Genomic DNA, 254 nt, shown 5'->3' on the forward strand with positions numbered 1-254 from the left:
GCGCTGTTCGACGAAGCGACGATCGAGCGGCAGCGCGGCTATCTTATGGCATTGCTGCGGGCGATGGTTGCCGATGCAGGCCAGCCGGTCGGCCGCATCGACATCCTGCCGGCCGCCGAGCGCACCTATCTGCTGGAGGATCTGAACCGGACGGCAGCGGCCTATCCGTCGGGTCTTTGCATCCACGAGCTGTTCGAGGCGCAGGTGCGCCAGGCGCCGGAGGCGGTGGCGGTGGTCCATGAGGACGAGCGGTT

General features: G+C 67.7%; 1 protein-coding gene. It reads left to right on the forward strand.

What is annotated here, in order from left to right; genetic code table 11:
* On the forward strand, positions 1-254 hold a 254-nt coding region (locus AC0L2A_RS36530; protein WP_473613037.1), incomplete at both ends, for a hypothetical protein.

Source organism: Mesorhizobium sp. WSM4844, from assembly GCF_055811775.1.